General features: G+C 52.4%; 1 rRNA gene. It reads left to right on the top strand.

The features are described 5' to 3' along the window. Nucleotides 1-254 (top strand): 23S ribosomal RNA (locus FCK22_RS18265); the annotation flags it as partial.

Raw genomic sequence — 254 nt, 5'->3', positions numbered from 1 at the left:
TATTGGAGGACCGAACCCACATCTGTTGAAAAAGATCGGGATGAGCTGTGCCTAGGGGTGAAAGGCCAATCAAACTCGGAGATAGCTGGTTCTCTGCGAAATCTATTTAGGTAGAGCGTCATCCGAATACCCTCGGGGGTAGAGCACTGGATGGGTAATGGGGCCCACAGGCTTACTGATCCTAACCAAACTCCGAATACCGAGGAGTACTGGATGGCAGACACACGGCGAATGCTAACGTCCGTCGTGGAGAG

The sequence above is a fragment of the Sulfitobacter sp. 15WGC genome (assembly GCF_005068605.1).
Classification (GTDB): domain Bacteria; phylum Pseudomonadota; class Alphaproteobacteria; order Rhodobacterales; family Rhodobacteraceae; genus Sulfitobacter; species Sulfitobacter faviae.
Note: the sequence above shows the minus strand (reverse complement) of the source record. Positions and strands in the feature narration are given on the sequence as shown.